This is a genomic window from Polaromonas sp. CG_9.11, from assembly GCF_015752225.1.
GTDB lineage: Bacteria > Pseudomonadota > Gammaproteobacteria > Burkholderiales > Burkholderiaceae_C > Polaromonas.
Window position 1 is genome coordinate 165,539 of sequence record NZ_JADOVE010000001.1, and the last position, 15,102, is coordinate 180,640.

Here is a 15,102-nt window from a genome sequence, read left to right on the forward strand (position 1 = left end):
GACCGCGAGTTTGTGGTGCGCTACGCGGTTTGAGCCAAGGTTTTATCAGTCAAATCAGGCTCTTGCGCAATTCCGGCGGGTGAAAGCAGCTATCAATTCAGGAGTCTCGAACGCCTGGCGGGACGATGCGGCTGACGCTGGGCGGCACATCCTTGCCCATTTGCCGGGCCCGGAAAAGGCTGGCGCGCATCAGGAAAATCGTCGGAATGGGCACCGTGATGGCAATGAACAGCGCCGTCAGCAGCGGGAAAATGGCCAGTTCGCCTTGCTGGATAGAGAAAAAAAGCACCGTTCCCCACGTCACGCACCAGCAGCCCAGCGTGGCGATGATGGCCGGCACGTGGACGCGCTCGAAAAACGTCTTCAGGCGCAGCATGCCGAAAGAGCCCAGCAGCGCCACTGCGGCGCCTGCCAGCACCAGCGCGGCGACGACGATCTCCGCCCACAGCGGAAGGGGGACGCCGGTGCCAGTCATTCAATCACCTCGCCGCGCAGCAGGAACTTGGCCATCGCCGTGGTGCTGACAAAGCCCAGCAGCGCGATCAGCAGCGCCGCCTCGAAGTAATGCCGGTTGCCGTAGATCAGGCCCAGCACCAGCATCGCCAGCATGCCGTTGAGGTACATGCAGTCCAGCGCCAGCACCCGGTCCTGCGCTGCAGGCCCCTTGACCAGCCGGACCATGGTGCAAAGCATGGCGAGCACCAGCATGAAAAGGGCCAGCGGCAGTGCCCAGGAAAGAATCGGGTTCATGACTCAAAAATCTCCATCAGGGGGCGCTCATAGCGCGTTTTGATCTGTGCGGCCATGGCGCCGGCATCATCGACTTCCAGCGCATGCAGCAGCAAGGTGGCGCGGTCCAGCGACAACTCGGCCCAGGCGGTGCCTGGCGTCAGGCAGACAATCACGGCCAGCGCCGCGAGCCCGTTCGGGTCCCGCAGGTCGAGCGGCACCTGCACAAAACCGGGCGCATGGCGCCGGTTGCCCGGCCGGAGCAGCAGGCGCATCACGGCGATGTTCGAGCGCGTCGAGTCGCCAGCGACCGTGAGCAGCAGGCGCAGCGCCACGCCCGGCCTTCGGATGCGCACCCGCACCGGCCGCAGTCCGGCGGTCAGCAGCGGAATGGCCAGTGCCAGAAGTGTGGCCAGCAGCAGATGCCCCACGCCCAGCGTGCGGTTCAGCAGCAGCCACAGCACGAACAGCGCAGCCGACAGCAGCGGCGCGGGCAACATTTTTTTCATGGCGACTCCTGGGCCGGTGCGGCCCGTGGCGCCTGCGGCCCCGGTATCGGCCGGGCGGACATCACCGCCCGCACATAAAGCTTGGGCGTGTGCAGCGCATCGGCCGTCGCCTGCATGTAGCGCATCACCACGCCGGCCTGCAGCGTCAGCAACACGCAGGCGCCCAGCAAAAAGGCGATGGGCAGGCCTTCAAGCACGCGCAGCTGCAGCGAGGCCCGGTCGTAGGTGGCCCAGAAATGCAGGATGCCGGCGCGCGTCAGTGCGATCAGGGCCAGCAGGCCCGTGCCAATCAGGAGCGTCAGCAGCATCCAGCCGGCCGCGTCCGGTGGCTGGCCGGCCGACAGGCCCAGCCCGGACGGATTGAGCAAGGCCGTCAGCATCGCGAACTTTCCGACAAAGCCCGACAGCGGCGGCAGGCCGGCAATCACCAGCGTGCAACCCATGAAGCCCAGGCCCAGCAGCGCCACGGCGGCAGGAATCACCCGGCCGGTGAGTACTTCCTCGTCGTCGTCCAGGTTCAGCCCCTTCACGGGCATCAACTCGGCCGTCAGGAAGGGCGCGTCGTCGTCGTCATAGGGCGCCAGGCTGGCGCCGTCGTTGCGCCAGCGGTCCATCAGGTCGGCGAGCAGGAACAGCGCGCTGATCGCCAGGGTCGAACTCGGCAGGTAATACAGCAGTCCGGCCGTCAGCAGGGGCTGGCCAAATCCGGTGGCGGCCAGCAAGGTGCCTGACGAGACAATGGCACCGTATCCGGCCAGGTAGCCCAGTCGCTGCGAGCCGAGCATGCCGATGGCGCCAAAGGCCATCGTCAGCATGCCGCCGCCGATAAGCCACAGGCTGCCGAAGTGCGCCGAAGGACCGGCATCCACGCCGAACAGCAGCAGCCACAGCCGCAGGATCACGTAGATCCCGACCTTGGTCATGAGGGCGAACAAGGCGCCGACCGGCGCCGTTGCCGCGCTGTAGGCCGGCACCAGCCAGAAGTTCAGCGGCCAGACCGCCGCCTTTATCAGGAAGGCCGTGGCCAGAATGCCGGCCGCCGCATGCAGCAGGCCCCGGTCGGCTTCAGCCACCTGCGGAATGCCTTGCGCCAGGTCGGCCATGTTCAGCGTGCCGGTGATGCCGTACAGCATTGAGGCGCCGATGAGGAACAGCGACGACGCGGCCAGGTTGACCGCTATGAAATGCAGCCCCGATTGCACCCGGACCCGGCCCGAACCATGCAGCAGCAGGCCGTAGGAGGCGGCCAGCATGATCTCGAAAAAAACGAACAGGTTGAACAGGTCGGCCGTCAGGAAGGTGCCGCACAGGCCCATGAGCTGAAGCTGGAACAGCGGGTGGAAGTGAACCCCCGCGCGGTGCCAGCGGGCGGCGGCGAACACGCTTGACGCCAGCGCGATGGTGCTGGTCAGCACCAGCATCAGGGCCGACAGACGGTCCAGCGCCAGCGCGATGCCATAGGGCGCCGGCCAGTTGCCTGCCAGGTAGACGTCCATGGTGGACGCCGGGCCCTGCTGGTCGGCCCAGCCCAGCAGCGCCACCGACACGCCCAGCCCCAGCAGGGTGGAGGCCATGTTCAGCGTCAGTTTGGCGCGTTGTTTGTCTTCGCCCATCAGCAGCATGAGCGCGGCCGTGAGCAGCGGCAGCAGGACGGGCGCCAGCATCAGGTGCGGCATCAGCGGCGCGATGACTTCGTTCAGGGCACCTATCGCACGCATTGCACTCATGGCGGTTCCTGGGCATCGTCGGCCTTGCTGCCGTCCACATGGTCGGTGCCCGACATGCCGCGCGAAGCCAGCAGCACCACGAGGAACAGCGCCGTCATGGCAAAGCCGATAACAATGGCCGTCAGCGTCAAGGCCTGCGGCATCGGGTCGGCATAGTGCAGCAGGTCCTGCGGCACACCTGGCGCGAGCAGTGGCGCCTTGCCCAGGGCCAGGCCCAGCCGGCCCATGCTGAAAATGAACAGGTTGACCGCGTAGGACAGCAGCGCCAGGCCCATGATCACCTGGAACGTGCGCGGGCGCAGCAGCAGCCACACGCCCGAGCCGGTCAGCACGCCAATGGCAAGGGCCAGAATGATTTCCATCAGCGGGTTTCCAGGGCAGGAGGCAAGGCCGCGGCCTCACGGGTTTCCTCGGCCATCCGGGCATGGTGGCGATGGCCGCGCACCGACTGGTGGGCAATCGACGTGAGGATCATCAGCGTCGAGCCCACCACCAGGGCAAACACGCCGAGGTCGAAAAATATCGCGCTGGCCACATGGAGCTCACCGATCAGCGGCAGGTCCCAGTGCGCGGTGTGGCTGGTCAAAAAGGGATAGCCCCAGGCCAGCGAGGCCAGCCCGGTGCCAAGCACCGTCAGCAGTCCCACGGCCATCCAGCGGCGCAGCCGCAGCGGCAGGTGGGCCTCGACCCAGTGGGTGCCCGAGATGATGTACTGCAGCAGCAGCGCCACCGACAGCACCAGCCCGGCCACGAAGCCGCCGCCCGGCTCGTTGTGTCCGCGCATGAAGAAAAAGATCGACACCATGACGGCCACCGGCAGCAGCAGCCGGGCCAGCACCGCCGGCACCATCAGGTAGCCCACGGCCGTGTCTGTCGCCTGGCGCGGGTTGAGCAGGTCGGTGGCCAGGTCGGCGGGCAGGGCGCGCTGCTGCTCGGGCAGGTCCATGGTTTCGAGCGCCGGGCGAAAGCGCCGCAGCAGCGCATAGACCGTGAGCGCGACGATGCCCAGCACGACGATTTCGCCCAAGGTGTCAAAGCCCCGGAAGTCCACCAGCATGACGTTGACGACGTTGCTGCCGCCGCCTTCGGTGAAGGCGCGCTCCAGGAAGAAGGTCGAGGTGCTTTCGGGAAAAGGCCGGCTCATCATCGCCCAGGACAGCAGGGCCATGCCCGTGCCCAGACCCACGGACAGCAGCAGGTCGCGCAGACGGCGCCAGCGCGTGCCGCGCCGCTCGGCCCGGTTCGGCAGCCGCAGGCTTTCATGGCGTTTGGGCAGCCAGCGCAGCCCCAGCAGGATCAGCACGGTGGTGACGATTTCCACCACCAGTTGCGTCAGCGCCAGGTCGGGTGCGGAAAACCACAAAAAAGTGATGCAGACACACAGTCCTGCCGCGCCCATCAGTGCAAGCGCTGCCATGCGGTGGTATTTGGCCTGCCAGGCAGCGGCGACCGCGCAGACCGCGCCGACGGCCCAGAGCAGGGCGAACGACGGCGACAGGGCCAGCGACGCCCGGTCGCCCACATACAGCCCCCGCGTCCACAAGGGCAGAACACCCGCCACCAGCGTGGCGCTGGCCAGCCACAGCATCTGCCACTGCAGGCGCTGGGTGCCCATCATCCGGCGGCCCTTGCGGCCCGTCAGCGTCAGCAGGGCCAGCGTGCCATCAAACACGCGCTTGCCGTTGAGGCGGTGCATCAAGAGGGGCGCGTCCACCCGGCCGAGTGAACGGTAGTGGCGCAGCACCAGGTACATCGCGATGCCGCCCAGCATCGCCACGATGCTCATCAGCAAGGGCGTGTTGACGCCATGCCAGACGGCCAGGCTGTAAAGCGGCAACTCGCCGCCCACCACCGGACGTGCCGCCGCATCGAGGAAGCGGCCCACGCTCCAGGCCGGAAAAATGCCCACCACCAGGCAGGCCAGTACCAGCAACTCGACCGGCACGCGCATCCAGTGCGGCGGTTCTTGGGGCTGCCGGGGCAGGTCGGTGGCCGGCGGGCCAAAAAACACGTCCACCGTGAAGCGCAGCGAATAGGCCACGCTGAACATGCCGGCCAGCGTGGCGGCCATCGGCAGCAGCAGGGAAACCAGCGGCGTGGCCTGGACGAAGACGGTTTCGGCAAAGAACATTTCCTTCGACAAAAAGCCGTTGAGCAGTGGCACGCCCGCCATGGCCGCGCTGGCCACCATGGCCAGCGTGGCGGTCACCGGCATCAGGCTGCGCAGGCCGGACAGCCGCCGGATGTCGCGGGTGCCGCTCTCGTGGTCCAGGATGCCGGCTGCCATGAACAGCGACGCCTTGAAGGTTGCATGGTTCATGATGTGGAAAACCGCCGCGACGGCGGCCAGCGGGCTGTTCAGGCCCAGCAGCAACGTGATCAGGCCCAGGTGCGAAATCGTCGAAAAGGCCAGCAAGCCCTTCAGGTCGTGCTGGAACATCGCCGCATAGCCGCCGATCAGCAGCGTGATCAGGCCGGCGCCGCCGACCAGCCAGAACCACGGTTCGGTATCGGCCAGCACCGGCCACATGCGGGCCAGCAAGAACACGCCAGCCTTGACCATGGTGGCCGAATGCAGGTAGGCCGACACAGGCGTCGGCGCCGCCATGGCATGCGGCAGCCAGAAATGAAACGGAAACTGCGCGCTCTTGGTCAGCGCGCCCAGCAGCACCAGCACCAGGCAGGTCAAATACAGCGGATGCGCCCGAATCTGCGGCCCGGCGGCCAACACCTGGTCCAGGTCGTAGCTGCCGACGATGTGGCCGATCACCAGCATGCCGGCCAGCATGCACAGCCCGCCGGTGCCGGTCACGGTCAGCGCCATGCGGGCGCCGCGCCGCGCATCCTTGCGGTGGTGCCAGTAGCCGATCAGGAGGAATGAAAAAAGGCTGGTCAGTTCCCAGAAAAAGGCCAGCTGGATGAGATTGCCCGACAGCACGATGCCGACCATCGAGCCCATGAACGCCAGAAAAAAGGAAAAAAAGCGCGGCACCGGGTCACTCGGCGACATGTAGTAACGCGCATACAGCACCACCAGCGAGCCGATGCCCAGCACCAGCATGCAGAACATCCAGGCAAAGCCGTCCAGGCGAATCACCAGGTCCAGGCCCAGCGCCGGCAGCCATGCGATGTCCTGACGCAGCACGCTGCCGTCGGCAATCTGCGGAAAGTACAGCGCCGCCTGTACGGTGCAGAACAGCGCGATCAGGCCCGCCAGGGTCGATTCGGTATTGCGTGCATTGGCCGGCAGGACCGCTGCCAGCAGGCTGCCGATGAAGGGAAGAAGGATGAGCGTGACGAGGGGCATGCCCGGAGGATTTTACGGGCGGGTTTTGGGGCATCCCGTTGTGGAAGCCGGGCAGGTTGCTTGCGTTAGGCTATTTTTTGTTGGCGGTTGGGCTGGCTTTTCCTCGTTTTGCTGGCCGGTCTCGCCCGGCGGGCGACTTACTTTCTTTGCTTCGCCAAAGAAAGTAGGCAAAGAAAGGCGACCCGACTGTCCGGGTCCCTTCGCTGCGCTACGGGCAACCTGTGCTGCCCGGGAAAAACGGGGGTCCGCGCAAACTCGCCTGCGGCTCAAACAGCGCGCGGCCCTGATCCCGTTTTTCCCGGACATCACAGGCCCAGCCAGAACGGGGTGGGGGAAAAATGCAGGATCGGGTTCGGGTGTTTTTGCAAAAATAGTGCCTTTGGCGCAATACCAGCGTGCATAAGTAGCTATTGAATTCATAGTGCGTTGAACTTATTTTTTGGCGCTGAGCGTGGTTATTGTTGGCTGTTGGCTGTTGGCTGTTGGCTGTTGGCTGTTCGGTTTTGGGTTTTCCCCGCCTCCACCCCTTCTGGCTGCGCTGAGGAGCGCAAGGCCAGCCGGATCAGGGCCGCGCGCTGTTTGAGCCGCAGGCGAGTTTGCGCGAACCCCGGCTGGACTGAGCACCGCAGGGTGCCCGAAGCGAAGCGCAGGGTCGCAGACAGCAGGGGTCGCCTTTCTTTGCTTACTTTCTTTGGCGAAGCAAAGAAAGTAAGTAGCTGCCGGGCTACCCCCGGCCAGCCAGTCCACGCAGCGTAAGCAGGGCTACGAATTCAATAGCAGCCAGCGCACAACAGCATGGCGAAAAAGCCAAATTCAACCTAAAAAAAGCGTGCCAAAGTTCAGGGAAAAACCGCAGCCAACCGCCATCGCAGTCCAGCGAAGCCAAAAAAAGCCGGACTGAATCCGGCTTTTTCATGGAGGCAGTACGCTGACGGCGCCTGCCTTAACACTCCGCCCCGGTAGGCTCCCCGATTCAGGCGCCGAAGAAATTCTTCAGCTTGTCGGTCCAGCCTTCTTCGCTGGGCGAGTGCTTGGCGCCACCTTTCTTGATCGACTCGTCGAGTTCCTTGAGCAGCTTGCGCTGGTGCTCGGTGAGCTTGACCGGCGTTTCGACCGTGATGTGGCAGTACAAATCACCCGGGTAGCTGGAGCGCACGCCCTTGATGCCCTTGCCGCGCAGGCGGAACTGCTTGCCGGCCTGCGTGCCTTCGGGAATGTCGATGGCCGCCTTGCCGGCCAGCGTTGGCACCTCGATCTCGCCGCCCAGCGCCGCCGTGGTGAAGCTGATCGGCATCGAGCAGTGCAGGTCGTCGCCGTCGCGTTCGAAGATGTCGTGCTTCTTCAGCCGGATCTCGATGTACAGGTCGCCGGGCGGGCCGCCGTTGGTACCCGGTTCGCCGTTGCCGGTCGAGCGGATGCGCATGCCGTCGTCGATACCCGCCGGAATCTTCACTTCCAGTGTCTTGTTGGACTTGGTCTTGCCCACGCCGTGGCAGGCCATGCAGGGCGAGGGAATCAGCTTGCCACTGCCCTTGCACTGTGGACAGGTCTGCTGCACGCTGAAAAAGCCCTGGCGCATCTGCACCACGCCATGGCCGTGGCAGGTCGTGCAGGTGGCCACCTTGGTGCCGGGTTTGGCACCGCTGCCGTGGCAGATGGCGCAATCGTCCCAGCTCGGGATGCGGATCTGCGCTTCCTTGCCAGCGGCCGCTTCCTCAAGCGTGACTTCCATCGCATAGCTCAGGTCGCCGCCACGGTAGACCTGCCGGCCGCCCCCCTGGGCGCCACGCTGGCCACTGAATACATCGCCGAAGATGTCGCCGAAAGCCTCGGCAAAACCGCCAAAGCCTTCAGCGCCGGGACCACCGCCACCGCGCATGTTCGGGTCCACGCCGGCATGGCCGTACTGGTCGTAGGCGGCGCGCTTTTGCGCATCGGAAAGCATTTCGTAGGCTTCCTTGGCCTCCTTGAACTTTTCTTCCGACACCTTGTTGTCACCCTGGTTGCGGTCGGGGTGGTGTTTCATCGCGAGCTTGCGGTACGCTTTTTTGATGTCTTCGTCGCTGGCGTTCTTGGGAACGCCGAGCGTGTCGTAATAGTCTTTTTTGGCCATGTCAGGTCAGGCAATCATTGTTAAAAATTCAGCGGTCGGCCAGGCAAAGGTGGCACAGAAGAAGCGGGCATTGTGTGCAGCGGCAAAGCACAAAAGCGGAAAGCCGGGATTGCTCCTGGTTTCCGCTCTTGTACTGGCGATGCATTTTCATGCAGTCAGCAGGCCGTTTCTGGCCGGCTTGCCTCAGCCCTTCTTGACTTCCTTGACTTCGGCGTCCACCACATTGTCGTCGGCGGCGGGCTTGGCCTGGGCCTGCTCGGCATGGGCCGCACCGGCTGCATCACCGGCACCTTGCGACGACTGCATGTCGGCATACATCTTTTCGCCCAGCTTCTGGCTGGCTTCCATGAGCGCGGCATTCTTGCCTTCGATCGCGTCCTTGTCGTCGGACTTGAGGGCTTCTTCCATGTCCTTGATGGCGGCTTCGATTTTTTCCTTCTCGCCGGCGTCGAGCTTGTCGCCATACTCGGACAGTGATTTTTTCACGCTGTGGACCATGGCTTCTGCGCTGTTCTTGGCCTGCACGAACTCGACCTTTTTCTTGTCGTCTTCGGCGTTCAGTTCGGCGTCTTTCACCATCTGCTGAATTTCAGCTTCGGTCAGGCCCGAGTTGGCCTTGATGGTGATCTTGTTTTCCTTGCCAGTGCCCTTGTCCTTGGCGCCGACGTGCAGGATGCCGTTGGCGTCGATGTCAAAAGACACTTCAATCTGCGGCGTGCCGCGCGAGGCCGGCGGAATCCCTTCGAGGTTGAACTCGCCCAGGCCCTTGTTGCCCGAGGCAATCTCGCGCTCGCCCTGGAACACCTTGATCGTCACGGCCGGCTGGTTGTCTTCAGCGGTCGAGAAGGTCTGGGCGAACTTGGTCGGAATGGTCGTGTTCTTCTTGATCATCTTGGTCATCACGCCGCCCATGGTCTCGATGCCCAGGGACAGCGGCGTCACGTCGAGCAGCAGCACGTCGGAGCGGTCGCCCGACAGCACCTGGCCCTGGATGGCGGCACCGACGGCAACGGCCTCATCGGGGTTCACGTCCTTGCGCGGCTCCTTGCCGAACAATTCCTTGACCTTTTCCTGCACCTTGGGCATGCGGGTCATGCCGCCGACCAGGATCACGTCATGGATATCGCCGACGCTCACGCCAGCGTCCTTGATCGCCATGCGGCAAGGGGCCATCGTGCGCTCGATGAGTTCGTCGACCAGGCTTTCCAGCTTGGCGCGGGTCAGCTTGACGCTCAGGTGTTTCGGACCCGACGCATCGGCGGTGATGTAGGGCAGGTTGATGTCCGTCTGCATGCTGTTGGACAGTTCGATCTTGGCTTTTTCAGCCGCTTCCTTCAAACGCTGCAGGGACAAAATGTCGTTTTTCAGGTTGACGCCGGAATCCTTCTTGAACTCGTCAATGATGAAGTCGATGATGCGCTGGTCGAAGTCTTCGCCACCCAGGAAGGTGTCGCCGTTGGTCGAGAGCACTTCAAACTGCTTTTCGCCATCGACATCGGCAATCTCGATGATCGAGATGTCGAACGTGCCGCCGCCCAGGTCGTACACAGCGATCTTGCGGTCGCCCTTTTCCTGCTTGTCCAGGCCAAAGGCGAGGGCGGCAGCGGTGGGTTCGTTGATGATGCGCTTGACATCCAGGCCGGCAATGCGGCCGGCGTCCTTGGTGGCCTGGCGCTGCGCGTCATTGAAATAGGCCGGCACGGTGATCACGGCCTCTGTGACCGGCTCGCCAAGGTAGTCTTCAGCGGTTTTCTTCATTTTGCGCAGAATGTCGGCGCTGACCTGCTGGGCCGACAGTTTTTTGCCGCGCACTTCAATCCATGCATCGCCGTTGTCGGCGGGCACGATGGAGTAAGGCATCAGGCCGATGTCCTTCTGGACTTCCTTTTCGCTGAACTTGCGGCCGATCAGCCGCTTGACAGCGTAGAGCGTGTTCTTGGGATTGGTCACGGCCTGGCGCTTGGCCGAAGCGCCAACCAGCACTTCGCCGTCTTCCTGGTAGGCGACGATGGACGGCGTGGTGCGGGCGCCTTCCGAGTTTTCAATGACGCGGGGGGTGTTGCCTTCCATGATGGAGACACAGCTGTTGGTGGTGCCCAAGTCGATGCCGATGATTCTTCCCATGATTAACTCCTGTTTATTGTTTCGTTGAGGTTTTGAGTGCCGGCCCAAGCGCGGTCGGGTGCCCGGTTCATCAAGCTGCTGAAGACTTGCGGATTAGTTTTCCAAGTTCAAGAGCAGTGAACATTTTTCGGGCGTTTATTTGTGCTTACTGCGGGGCCGCCACAGTGACCAGCGCAGGGCGCAACACGCGCTCGGCAATCAGGTAGCCTTTTTGCAGCACGGTGACCACGGTATTGGCCTCCTGCTGCGGCGCAGGCACCATGCTGATGGCCTGGTGCTGGTGCGGGTCGAATCTGGCGCCGGCTGCTGGGTTGATCTCAAGGACCTTGTTGCGCTCCAGGGCGCTTTTGAGCTGCTTGAGCGTGGCTTCGGAGCCTTCGCGGATCTGTTCCAGTGTCACATCCGTCAACGCCAGGCCGGCTTCGAGGCTGTCGAGCACCGGCAGCAGGCTTTCAGAGAAGCTTTCAAGGGCGAATTTTCGCGCCTTGGAGATTTCGTCTTCTGCGCGTCGTCGGGCATTTTCAGCCTCTGCCTTGGCGCGCAGATAGCTGTCGGACAGCTCGGTGTTCTTGGCCTGGAGGACGGCCAGCTGGGCCTGGGACTCGGTGACCGCGTTCATGGCGTCGAACTCGTTGGCGGCCTGTGCGGCTTCGAGTTCTTCGGGGCTGGGCGCACCTGTCAGGTCGTTGTTCTGTTCGGGTTGTTTGTTCTCGGACATGTTGGTAGGGGAGTTTTTGAAGCTGCTAAGTTGGGATAGCTTGGGACCACAAGCCCCTTTTCAAGTCAGGGATTTGAGGATTGGTAATGAAGTGTCGCCTGAACCGGTGGCGTGAGGGCAGCTGCCAACGATGGCAGCCTCGGCGCCTGCAGCCCGCCCGGTTTGATGCTTCAAGATTGTAGGGGGGACCAGGGCCCGGGTTCAACTTCGCGAGAAGATCTGGCGTCTGGCCTTCGGGTCAAGGTCACGACAGTGAACGCGTTTGGTGATCTGTCATCACCCGCGACGTGGGCGTACCGCGCAAAAAAAACAGGCCTTTCGCCTGTTTTTTTTCTTGTCGGCAATGGCCTTACTCTTATTCCTGGGTGCTCTTGTCCGCATTGACCTTTGTCTGGCTGACCACCCATTTCCCGGCGAAAGCCTGCAGGTCGTTCAAGCGCTTGAGCAGATCGGTGCCGAGCGCCGTCACGTTGTAGCCCTTTTCCCCATGACCGAGCAGACCAGCTGCGCGCAATTCCTTGATGCGGGTGTTCAGGGTATTGGGCGTGATGTTGCCAATGCTGTCCTGAAGCAGGCGAAAGGTTTGTGGATGGCCGTCTTTCAGTGCCCACAGCACGCGCAGTGCGTAGCGCGACTCCAGCAGTTCAAGCAACAGGCTCACAGCAGCGTTTTCTTTGGCACTCATTGGGTTGTCTCCTCAGGTCGGTCGGGGTCACAGGAATGGGAATGAGGCCTGGCAAAGGCCCACCGCCAAATATAACGCAAAATCCGTTTTGCTACGAGTTTTATAGCTGGTAAAGCCCGCGCTGTGTGGATTCCGAGACAAAGCCGGAAAAATATGACTCCCGCCCCTCTGTCCGCGCGCAGTGCCAGGGTCATTCGATTCAGTGATCCGGACCACTTTAGCGCCGCCTGCATCCAGGCTGAGACGCGGTCGGCAGGCTGATCGCGCAGCCGGTCCTGGACGATTCCATGATGCTTTCAATGACCTGCTGCACGCCCAGCGCGGAGCGTCCACTGACCGCCGGCGTTCGTCCGGCCTGCACCGCGCGGATGAAATCCTGCAGCACGGTTCGATGGGCCGCATGGTTGAAGGCCATGGGGTCGGCACCACCGCCCGAGCCCTGGCGCGCACCCAGCGCCAGGTGCTTTCCGTTGGCAAACCTGACCTGCAGTTCGCCAGATTCCAGCGTCGCCGTGCCCAGCGTGCCATTCAGTTCAATGCGTTCCGGAAAACCGGGATAGGCCGCCGTGGTGGCTTGGACCACGCCGATGGCGCCGCCTGCGTAGTGCAGCAGCGCCGCTGCCGTGTCCTCGCCTTCCATGCGGTGCACCGGCGAGGTCGCGACCAGGGCTGTCACGCGCTCGGGCAAACCGGTCAGGCTGAGCAGCAGGTCCAGCGTGTGGATGGCCTGGGTGATCAGCACGCCGCCACCGTCCCGCGCGAGCGTGCCGCGCCCCGGTTCGTTGTAATAGCTTTGCGCACGCCACCAGCGCACGGAAGCGCTCGCGCTGACCAGCCGGCCGAGTTCGCCCGCGTCGAACAATGTCTGCAGTCCCACAGCCGCTTCGCGCAGGCGGTGCTGCAACATGACCGCGAGCGTGACGCCCGCGGTTTCGCACGCCTGCACCAGCCGGGTAGCCCGGTCGAGGTCGATCTCCAGCGGTTTTTCGACCAGCACGTGCTTGCCGGCACGGGCCGCCCGCTGGACGATGTCCAGGTGCGTGTTCGGTGGTGTCAGCACCAGCACGGCCTGCACGCTGGCATCGTCAAGAATGTCTTCAAGCCGCGTGGTCTTGCGCGCCGGCGCCGGCACATGAACGCCGGCAAGACGCCCGGCGCTTCGCCCGTACACCCAGGCCAGATCGGCTTCCCCTGCCAGGTCCGCCAGGCTCTGGAAGTGGGGTGCCGAACCCAGCCCGGCGCCAATCACGGCCAGGCGCAGACGGTCGGGGGAAGAGGCTGCAGCAGCCGGTTGATCTTGCATGTGGATTTGAGCGCTTCCCCGGCGGGTGATGTTGTCTGCGAACGTAAAACCAGTTAGTTGTCGTACAACATCAATGAGTTTTACATCTATGGTTTGATTTCAGGCGGCTTACTTAAAAACGCGTTTTCCAAGCTGTTCCGAAGGCTGCAGGGTGTGTGCATTGTTTCCCCTGCGCAGGCGTTCGCGGCTGTTCGACAGGTGGGTTCGCATGGCGGCGCGGGCCGCTTCCGGGTCCTGGTCGCGGATGGCGTTGTAGATGCTTTCGTGCTCGGTGTTGACGCGCTGCAGGTAATTCAGCCGCCCCTCGGGGGCGTTGTGCGCCGTGTTCACCCGGGTGCGCGGAATGATCATTGTGCCCAGGTAGGTCATCAGGTCGGCGAAGTGCCGGTTACCGGTCGAGCGCGCAATTTCCATGTGGAACTGGAAGTCGGGCGGCACGGCGTCCGAGTCCCGGTTGATCGATTCCCGAAACGCGTGCAGCGCCGTTTCCAGTGCCGCCAGGTTGTCGGGCGTTCTTCGTTGCGCGGCCAGGCCGGCGGCTTCGGTTTCCAGGCTGATGCGCAGTTCCAGCACCGAAATGACATCGGTGACCGTCGCGAAATCGTCCGCTGCAATCTTGAAGTTCCCCGACTCTTCCGGGGACAGCACGAAGGTTCCGATGCCATGCCGCGTCTTGACCAGCCCGGACGCCTGGAGCTTGGACAGGGACTCGCGGACCACCGTTCGGCTGACGTCGAACTGCGCCATGATTTCCGCCTCGGTCGGAAGTTTTTCGCCCGGTGTGAGCTGCCCCGCGCGAATGCTGGCTGCCAGGCTGTTGACGATTTCACCCACCAATCCGCGCGGCCGGCGTGCACGCGCAAGCACGTCGCGGGTCGGGTGCGCGTTGCCGGCATCGGCGGTCTGGGTCGGACTAGGGGTTTTCCATGAATTCATTTAAAAACCGTTGACAGGTCGAAGGGGTGATTGGACAATTTTAGTCATCAGACAACATACGACTGATGATTTGATGGGTTTGACTCTATCAAACCTGATGGATTTGTCCAGTGTTTTACAAAGAAACGGCCTTAAAAAAATGGCGATAAAAGTTCATGACAAGCTGCTGCTGACCGGCGCGGCCGGTGGTTTGGGCAAAGCCTTGCGCGACCGTCTCAAGGCCAATTGTTCCATCCTGCGCCTGTCCGATGTCCAGGCCTTTGGCGAGGCCGTTGAAGGCGAGGAAATAGCACTGGCCGACCTGGCGGATGCAGCGGCTGTCGATGCCATGGTGGCCGGCGTGGACGCCATTGTTCACCTGGGCGGCGTGTCGGTCGAAGGTCCGTTCGGCCCGATTTTGCAGGCCAACATCGTGGGGGTCTACAACCTCTATGAAGCGGCCCGCAGGCACGGCGTCAAGCGGATCATCTTCGCCAGTTCCAACCACGTGACCGGCTTTTACCGCCAGAACGAAACCATCACCGCCGACCATCCGGCCCGGCCTGACGGCTTCTACGGGCTGAGCAAGGCCTTCGGCGAAGACCTGTCGCGCTTTTACTTCGACCGTCATGGGATCGAAACCGCCTGCGTGCGCATCGGCTCCTCTTTTCCCGAGCCCAGGGACCGCCGCATGCTCGCCACCTGGCTGAGCTTTGACGACCTGCACCGCCTGATCACCGCCTGCCTCACCACCCCGATCCTTGGCCACAGCATCATCTTTGGCATGTCCGACAACGCCGTGACCTGGTGGGACAACAGCCGTGCCCGCCACATCGGCTATGTGCCGCAAGACAGCTCGGACGTGTTCCGCGACGCCGTCTATGCCCGCACCACGAATCCAGACTTGAGCGATCCCGTGGCCCAGTACCAGGGCGGCGGTTTTGTAGTGGCCGGACCCTTCGGCGACTGACC

General features: G+C 63.2%; 13 protein-coding genes. 1 reads left to right on the forward strand and 12 read right to left on the reverse strand.

Annotated elements, in window-relative coordinates:
* Positions 1 to 97: 97 nt before the first annotated feature.
* From IWX85_RS00860 to IWX85_RS00915, 12 genes are all read right to left on the reverse strand, one after another.
* Entirely contained in the window at positions 98 to 475 is a 378-nt protein-coding gene (locus IWX85_RS00860) for a monovalent cation/H(+) antiporter subunit G (RefSeq protein ID WP_036810571.1), read from the reverse strand.
* On the reverse strand, positions 472 to 750 hold the full coding sequence (locus tag IWX85_RS00865) for a K+/H+ antiporter subunit F (protein WP_196868420.1): 279 nt from the start codon (positions 748 to 750) through the stop codon (positions 472 to 474). The genes IWX85_RS00860 and IWX85_RS00865 overlap by 4 nt, the downstream gene beginning before the upstream one ends.
* The gene (locus IWX85_RS00870; RefSeq protein ID WP_196868421.1) at positions 747 to 1,238 is read right to left on the reverse strand and encodes a Na+/H+ antiporter subunit E; all 492 of its coding nucleotides are present in this window, start codon (positions 1,236 to 1,238) and stop codon (positions 747 to 749) included. Before IWX85_RS00870 ends, IWX85_RS00865 begins: the two co-directional genes overlap by 4 nt.
* The gene (locus IWX85_RS00875) at positions 1,235 to 2,965 is read right to left on the reverse strand and encodes a monovalent cation/H+ antiporter subunit D (protein WP_196868422.1); all 1,731 of its coding nucleotides are present in this window, start codon (positions 2,963 to 2,965) and stop codon (positions 1,235 to 1,237) included. Before IWX85_RS00875 ends, IWX85_RS00870 begins: the two co-directional genes overlap by 4 nt.
* Positions 2,962 to 3,327 carry a Na+/H+ antiporter subunit C gene (locus IWX85_RS00880; protein WP_036810578.1) on the reverse strand — a complete coding sequence of 122 codons (366 nt, stop codon included), beginning with the start codon at positions 3,325 to 3,327 and terminating at the stop codon, positions 2,962 to 2,964. Before IWX85_RS00880 ends, IWX85_RS00875 begins: the two co-directional genes overlap by 4 nt.
* Positions 3,327 to 6,272 (reverse strand): monovalent cation/H+ antiporter subunit A, encoded by a 2,946-nt coding sequence (locus IWX85_RS00885; RefSeq protein ID WP_196868423.1) that lies wholly within the window; start codon positions 6,270 to 6,272, stop codon positions 3,327 to 3,329. Before IWX85_RS00885 ends, IWX85_RS00880 begins: the two co-directional genes overlap by 1 nt.
* A gap of 973 nt (positions 6,273 to 7,245) precedes the next feature.
* Positions 7,246 to 8,385, reverse strand: coding sequence for a molecular chaperone DnaJ (gene dnaJ, locus IWX85_RS00890; RefSeq protein WP_036810584.1), 1,140 nt, complete (start codon positions 8,383 to 8,385; stop codon positions 7,246 to 7,248).
* Between the two features lie 183 nt (positions 8,386 to 8,568).
* Positions 8,569 to 10,509: a molecular chaperone DnaK gene (dnaK, locus tag IWX85_RS00895; protein WP_036810586.1), complete on the reverse strand. Its 1,941-nt coding sequence runs from the start codon at positions 10,507 to 10,509 to the stop codon at positions 8,569 to 8,571.
* A gap of 145 nt (positions 10,510 to 10,654) precedes the next feature.
* Positions 10,655 to 11,227, reverse strand: a complete 573-nt coding sequence (gene grpE / locus IWX85_RS00900) for a nucleotide exchange factor GrpE (protein ID WP_036810588.1) — start codon at positions 11,225 to 11,227, stop codon at positions 10,655 to 10,657.
* A 355-nt stretch (positions 11,228 to 11,582) separates the two neighbouring features.
* Positions 11,583 to 11,912, reverse strand: coding sequence for a helix-turn-helix domain-containing protein (locus IWX85_RS00905; RefSeq protein WP_036810590.1), 330 nt, complete (start codon positions 11,910 to 11,912; stop codon positions 11,583 to 11,585).
* A gap of 217 nt (positions 11,913 to 12,129) precedes the next feature.
* The gene (locus IWX85_RS00910) at positions 12,130 to 13,215 is read right to left on the reverse strand and encodes a Gfo/Idh/MocA family protein (protein WP_196868424.1); all 1,086 of its coding nucleotides are present in this window, start codon (positions 13,213 to 13,215) and stop codon (positions 12,130 to 12,132) included.
* 108 nt (positions 13,216 to 13,323) lie between these two features.
* On the reverse strand, positions 13,324 to 14,151 hold the full coding sequence (locus IWX85_RS00915) for a FadR/GntR family transcriptional regulator (RefSeq protein WP_196868425.1): 828 nt from the start codon (positions 14,149 to 14,151) through the stop codon (positions 13,324 to 13,326).
* A 139-nt stretch (positions 14,152 to 14,290) separates the two neighbouring features.
* Here IWX85_RS00915 and IWX85_RS00920 point away from each other — a divergent pair, with 139 nt between their 5' ends.
* Positions 14,291 to 15,100 carry an NAD(P)-dependent oxidoreductase gene (locus IWX85_RS00920; protein WP_036810592.1) on the forward strand — a complete coding sequence of 270 codons (810 nt, stop codon included), beginning with the start codon at positions 14,291 to 14,293 and terminating at the stop codon, positions 15,098 to 15,100.
* The last annotated feature ends 2 nt before the right edge of the window (positions 15,101 to 15,102 follow it).

Coding starts and splice junctions, on each gene's coding strand:
- IWX85_RS00910 (WP_196868424.1), bottom strand. CDS start 13,215: ATGCAAGATCAACCGGCTGCTGCAGCCTCTTCCCCCGACCGTCTGCGC.
- grpE (WP_036810588.1), bottom strand. CDS start 11,227: ATGTCCGAGAACAAACAACCCGAACAGAACAACGACCTGACAGGTGCG.
- dnaJ (WP_036810584.1), bottom strand. CDS start 8,385: ATGGCCAAAAAAGACTATTACGACACGCTCGGCGTTCCCAAGAACGCC.
- IWX85_RS00870 (WP_196868421.1), bottom strand. CDS start 1,238: ATGAAAAAAATGTTGCCCGCGCCGCTGCTGTCGGCTGCGCTGTTCGTG.
- IWX85_RS00915 (WP_196868425.1), bottom strand. CDS start 14,151: ATGAATTCATGGAAAACCCCTAGTCCGACCCAGACCGCCGATGCCGGC.
- IWX85_RS00880 (WP_036810578.1), bottom strand. CDS start 3,327: ATGGAAATCATTCTGGCCCTTGCCATTGGCGTGCTGACCGGCTCGGGC.
- dnaK (WP_036810586.1), bottom strand. CDS start 10,509: ATGGGAAGAATCATCGGCATCGACTTGGGCACCACCAACAGCTGTGTC.
- IWX85_RS00865 (WP_196868420.1), bottom strand. CDS start 750: ATGAACCCGATTCTTTCCTGGGCACTGCCGCTGGCCCTTTTCATGCTG.
- IWX85_RS00860 (WP_036810571.1), bottom strand. CDS start 475: ATGACTGGCACCGGCGTCCCCCTTCCGCTGTGGGCGGAGATCGTCGTC.
- IWX85_RS00875 (WP_196868422.1), bottom strand. CDS start 2,965: ATGAGTGCAATGCGTGCGATAGGTGCCCTGAACGAAGTCATCGCGCCG.
- IWX85_RS00905 (WP_036810590.1), bottom strand. CDS start 11,912: ATGAGTGCCAAAGAAAACGCTGCTGTGAGCCTGTTGCTTGAACTGCTG.
- IWX85_RS00885 (WP_196868423.1), bottom strand. CDS start 6,272: ATGCCCCTCGTCACGCTCATCCTTCTTCCCTTCATCGGCAGCCTGCTG.
- IWX85_RS00920 (WP_036810592.1), top strand. CDS start 14,291: ATGGCGATAAAAGTTCATGACAAGCTGCTGCTGACCGGCGCGGCCGGT.